The sequence below is a fragment of the Streptomyces sp. NPDC012835 genome, from assembly GCF_042900885.1.
Lineage (GTDB): Bacteria > Actinomycetota > Actinomycetes > Streptomycetales > Streptomycetaceae > Streptomyces.
On sequence record NZ_JBIBBW010000012.1, the window covers coordinates 1 to 5,592 of the forward strand.

General features: G+C 71.0%; 1 protein-coding gene. It reads left to right on the forward strand.

Annotated elements, in window-relative coordinates:
* Window positions 1-21 precede the first annotated feature (21 nt).
* Window positions 22-5,592 (forward strand): lonely Cys domain-containing protein (locus tag ACFY6S_RS31545; protein ID WP_388830642.1); only part of this gene is annotated, 5,571 nt, incomplete at its 3' end.

Sequence of the window (5,592 nt, forward strand, 5' to 3'; positions counted from 1 at the left end):
GCTGATCTGGCGGGTCCGCCGATGGGTGATCCGTTGGAGGTTCCGCTGCCGGGTCAGGTGCTGGCCGATGGCACGGACCGGTGGGTGTGGGGGACCGGGAGCGGGCTGGAGGTGGTTCTCGCTCCGGGGGACGGGAATCAGGGACCGCGGCTCCAGTTGGTGGAGGGGGACTGGCTGGTCGGTTTCCGTCCGGGGCCGTCGACCGCTGAGCTGGGCCGGCTGGCGGAGTTGGTGACGGGTGACCGGGGTCGTGCTCCGGATGTGCAGCGGTGGGTGCGGGCGATCCGGCTGGTCTACGGCCCGCTGCTGGAGAACGACAGCGCCGCGTTCGAGGCGTTGCTGCGCGGCTTCTCCGCGCTCGATCAGGCCCGGGCCGCCAGTGGGTTCCAGACCCCGCTGACGTGGGGTGACCTGCGGTCCGGGATCAATGCGTACTTCGCCTCCCAGGGGCAGGGGGTGCCGCCGCTTCCGGTGGCCCTCCAGTTCCTCTTGGTGTCGGTGGCGGCTTCGGTGGGCGTCGACCTGGAACTGTCCGGACTCTCCATCGTTCCGCAGCATCAGGCCCTGCGGGCCTGGGACCACTCCGCCACGGGAGATGCCTTTGGCGGCGGTACGGCGCGGGACGAGGAGATGACGCACTTCGCGCCGGGCCCCTCGGCACCGGCACCCGCCGTGAACGTCCCCGCGCCTCCGGCGGTGTCGGGCGCCTTCACCGGGCCGACCGATGTCATGTTGTCGGCGCGGACGGTGATCGCGGACGATTCCGGTGGTGCGAGGGGCCGTAACTGGACGCGGAAGACCGTGAGTCGGGTGTTGCCGGAGGTACGGGTCATCGAGACCCGGCCGGGTGTGGACGCGGTACTGACCAGGAGCGGTCCGGCGCCGTGGCCGAATGACGCGTATGTGGTGGTGGCGGAGGGCGAGAACGGCCGGGTGCGTCTGCCGGACGGCCGGGTGCTGGACGCGCAGGGGGTCGCCGAGGCTTTGGCGGCCGACCCGGAGTTGGCCAAGCTCTCCCGCGACGTGCCGGTGGTGCTGGCCGTTCCGTTCGCGGGGAACCAGTATCAGGAGATGCTGCGGACGGTGGCCGACCGGCTGGACCGGACGGTGTGGGGCCCCAGCGGTGACGGACGGCTGATCGCCGACGCGTCCGGGGACGCGCACGTTCTGGTGCTGGTCGACCGTGACGCGGCTACGCCGGTCGGTGAGTGGCTGTCGGTTCCGCCTTCGGCCAGCACGACGTATGTGGATCGTGAGTGGACGGCGCTGGACGGGACGAAGTTCCGGGACAGCGACGTGTATACGCGGCCGTTGATCGATGAGAACCGTGGCCGGTACGGCCGGATGGCGGTTCCGCAGCAGGACAAGGCGCGGATGCGGGAGGAGAGGTTCAAGACCTTCCGGCAGATGCGCCGGCTGGTCCACCGGACGCCTCCGGAGCACGGCTACCAGGACACCGGTTCGGAGACCGTTTCCATGCCGGCGGCGGTGTACCTCTACGCAGGCCACGGGCATCCCGGCCGCTTGAGGATCCCTCTGAGGGATGGCCGCACGGTGTCCCTGGGCAAGCGGGAGGCCGCCGAGTACATCGCGGGGCTGCGTGAGGTGCGGGAGCTGCCGCCGGGGCATCGGATGCACCTGGAGATTTGCTGGGGTGCGACGGACGGTGACGGGCGGCAGAACTATCCCGCCTACGGTCCTTCGCCCTATATCGATGATCCGCTGGATGATGTTTCGCTGGTTCAGCATGTCGCGAACCTGAGCCGGATGGTGACGGACGGCAGCACCAGGCAGACCGGGATGGACAACACCCAGCGGGTGTCTCTCGAATCGGCGAGCGGTGAGCGGGGTCGTCGGGTCACCGCTCATCCCGAGCCGCTGGACCACCATTTGGACCGGCTGGCGCAGATGGCCGGGCTGGGCACGGTCGCCGGGGCGCAGACGCGTGCGACGACGCTGCGGCTGGTGCGGGCGTTGCGGTCGGTGTTCGGCAATGAGATCGAGAACGACCGTGGTGTGGTGGGTGGCCGTTACGAGCGGGTGCTGAAGGGCATCGGCGCGCTGGAGCGGATGCGGGCGAACGACGAGTCGATCAGCCAGTTCACCCCGTTCCGCCTCGACATGTGGGCCTTCTTCGTCCGCGAACACACCGGCAGTTCCCCGGACCTGGCCGGGTATCTCGCGTTGCTGGACTTCGCCTCGGCCCAGGTGGCTGCCGATCCCGAAGCGAAGCTCACAGAAGCCGTACCGGCGCCGGTTCTCGGGGTCACCCTCAAGCAGCTGGCCGAGAAGGGCGAGCAGGTGATCCGGCATGTGCAGTCGGTGCCGGCGCCCGCGACGTTCACGCCCCGGCATGTGGCGTCCACCCTCTGGGCCACGGCCCGTGCCGCTCAGATCTTCCGCTCGCTGACGCCCCCGGAACGCGAGGCGATGGGCCGCAAGGTCCTGCACCTCGACGCGACGGTCCCGTGGGACCGGTCACAGCAGGAGGCGTTGTGGGCGGTGACGGCCAAGGCGATCGCGGAGGGCAGGGACGCCTCCGATCTTGATCTGCTGGCCGCGTATCAGCTGAAGGAGGCAGGGGCTTTCGGTCCGGCGGCGCTGCTGCGGCAGGGGCCGAATGTCCAGGGTGTGAACTGGTCCGGGACGAAGGCGCCGGCCGGGGTCAACTGGGGCAACTTGCGGCATATGACGTACGGGCCCGCCGGGACCGCTCTGCGGACGGTTCAGCCGGAGTGGGCCGGTCCCGGCAAGCCCATGCCGATGCTGAACGTGGTCGAGGTCGACCAGGCCGGGAACATCGTGCTGCACCTGCCCGGCCGCGCCCCTGTCCGCGTCTCGGAGGGCGAGTTCCTGGCGTTGCTTGGCCTGGATCCGGCGATGCGTACGGTGGGCCTGAGCACGCCGGTGCTGTTCCTGACCACGGGTCCAGGGGCGCTGACGCCGCAGATGGGCCAGCGGTTCTCCCAGCTGACCGGGCGGCCCGGCTACAGCTACAGCGCGCCGATGATGCTGACCAGCGCCGACCCGGCCACCCCGCTCGGCATTCTCGCCCTCGGTGACCCGGTCACCAAGGTTCCGGGCCAGTGGACCGCCGTCACCCGGCAGCTCGCCGCCGCCGCCGCTGGAACCACCACGGCCGACGGCGACCTGATCCTGTTCGGCTCCACAGCGCCCACCGCGCCCACCGCGCCCACCGCGCCCACAGCGCCCACCGCGCCCACCGCGCCGGCACAGGCACAGGCATCGGCACAGGCACCGGACACCGGGGCGCGGCCGACCGGTCAGGAAGCGTTGCGGAGTGTCACAGCGTCGCGGGATTCCCTCTCGTCACCGCTCGGTCGTGGTGAGTTGACGGAGATGGTGCGCCGGGTGGCGGGCCGGGGGCGGACGACGGTGCTGTCCGTGGAGCAGTGTCTTGTGCTGTTGGGGGCGTTGCGGGACGCGTTGTATCCGGGGGGTGTGCGTCCTGCGGTCGCGCTGGACGACTCGGTGGTCGGCGGAACCTCGGCGGCGTCGTCCCTCGCGGTGGGTCCGGGGTGGCGTGGGGTGCGTTCGTGGGGCGTGGTGGGGGACGCGGTCGCCGCTGCGGGGCCCGGTGCGGTGGCGTTCGTGCTGGCGCGGCGGCAGGGTGGTGCGCTGGGGCATGCCTGGGCGGCGTACCACCTGGGCGGGGCCGACGGTGTGGTGTGGGTCGATGTGTCGGCCGGCGCCCACGGTCAGGTGTCGGTGCTTCCGCCGGAGGTGGCGGCGTCCGACGCGCGGGCGGTGGTGATCGATCCGGCGGGGCGGGTCGCCGAGGGGGCGCTGCCGGAGTTCGCGCAGTCGTCGTCCACGACGCACGCGGGGCTCGACGCGGCGCTCGGGCGTGAGTACGGCGCCCTCGGCCTGGAGGTCGAGAAGCGTCAGGTGTTCGTCATCACCGGGATCGGGGACGTACCCGCCAAGCAGGTGCTGGCCACCGCTCCCGGCTTCAAGATCGTGACGGATCATGCCGGGGTCTGGCGGTCCGCCGACGGACGGCTGCACCTCCTGTATCCCAAGCCGGCGGAGGGCGAGGCGAAGCCCACCCATGCCTCGTATCTCATCGGGGAGATCGTCGTCGAGCCGATGGCGGTGCTTCCGGGCGAGCGCAGGCAGCCCCAGGAGGTGGCGCTGGCGCGGCTGGAGCGGGTGGAGCGGGTACTGGACGCCAGGGACCAGCCCGACGCCGCGCCGCAGATCGCACTGGCCGCCCTTCTTCCCGCCGGGGACGGCTGGACGACCACGGCGCTGGGGGCGAAGGCCGTGGTCGGCCCGACCCCGGTCAGGTCGAATCTCGCCTATGTGCAGCCCACCACGGGGTTCCCCGCGCTGGGCCTGGGCGTGCTCCAGGACGCGGCTGCGGACCGGCTGCCGGTGGGCCCCATCGGGTCGGTGGACTCGTCGGGCCGGGAGTTCGCGATGAAGGCCACCGCTGATTTCCTGCGTGGCTTCACCGGCCGGGGCAACGTGCCTGAGTGGGCTGTTCCCTTCCTCTCGGTCATCCCGGATGTCGACGACATCTGGGGCTATCTGCGGTTCGCCTACGCCCACACCGTCGCCCGGCCGTCGGGCGCGATCCTGAATCAGGCCCCTGTTCCGTTCATGGCCAAGAACGGCCTGGCGGTGGCGTCGCGTCCCGCGCTGGACCGCGTCCTGCGCGCGCTGCGGCCCCGCACCCGGATCTTCCTCAACATGCACCACGACGGCATCAGCGGTCATCTCGCGGTCACGCTCGGGAAGCTGCTGGAGTCCTATCGGAAGGCGCTCACGCCGGACAAGCCGCTCTTCCCGGGCTTCTTCGACGCGACGATCGGCGATGTGCCTTCTCCGCGTGAGCATGTGTCGTCCGTGCTGACGGGGCGTACTTCCGAGGGCAGGGTCGTCACGCAGAAGCAGATGGTCGACATGGACGACGACCAGTATCCGACGCTGGACACGGATGACGGCCGGCTGGAGATTCCGCTGGTCCTCACGGAGCTGCGGCACTTCGCCTACAGCGGTCAGCTGATGACGCCGGAGGACATCCGGCGGGCCGTCGCCGAGTTGTCGCAGCTCAGCCGGGAGGCGTATCAGCGGGCCGAGCGGTTCGCCGCCCCGCTGCCCAGGGATGTCCTCCTTGACGCTGTCGTGCGGATTCTGGACAACCCCGCTGTCCAGGGCCTCGCCGCCTTCGTACAAATGGTCCTGATGGCAGGACTGCCCCAGACCAGCGGCGCCCCCCGACGGCTGATGTCCGTGAGCGACAGCCAGAAGATCGCCCGTGCGCTGGGTGCCTACGCCCTGGGGACTCCGCTGCCCGTCGGCCACCCCGTACACCAGGCGCTTCGGGTGGCCGTCGATGAGGCATCCGGTGTCGTCGACACCGTTCCCCCGGCGCATCAGCCACGGGTCCGGGCATTCGTCGAGGCGGCGCGCGGCGCCCTCGGCGTGCTGGCCGATCCCGAGCGGACGCCGCCGAAGGTGGAGTGGAAGGCGGAGCTCGTCGCGCTGGACGGGTCGCGGGTTCCGCTGGACCGGGTGGTGGTGGACAAGCACCGTGATGCTGGTGGCCGGTTGGTGGGGGTGTCC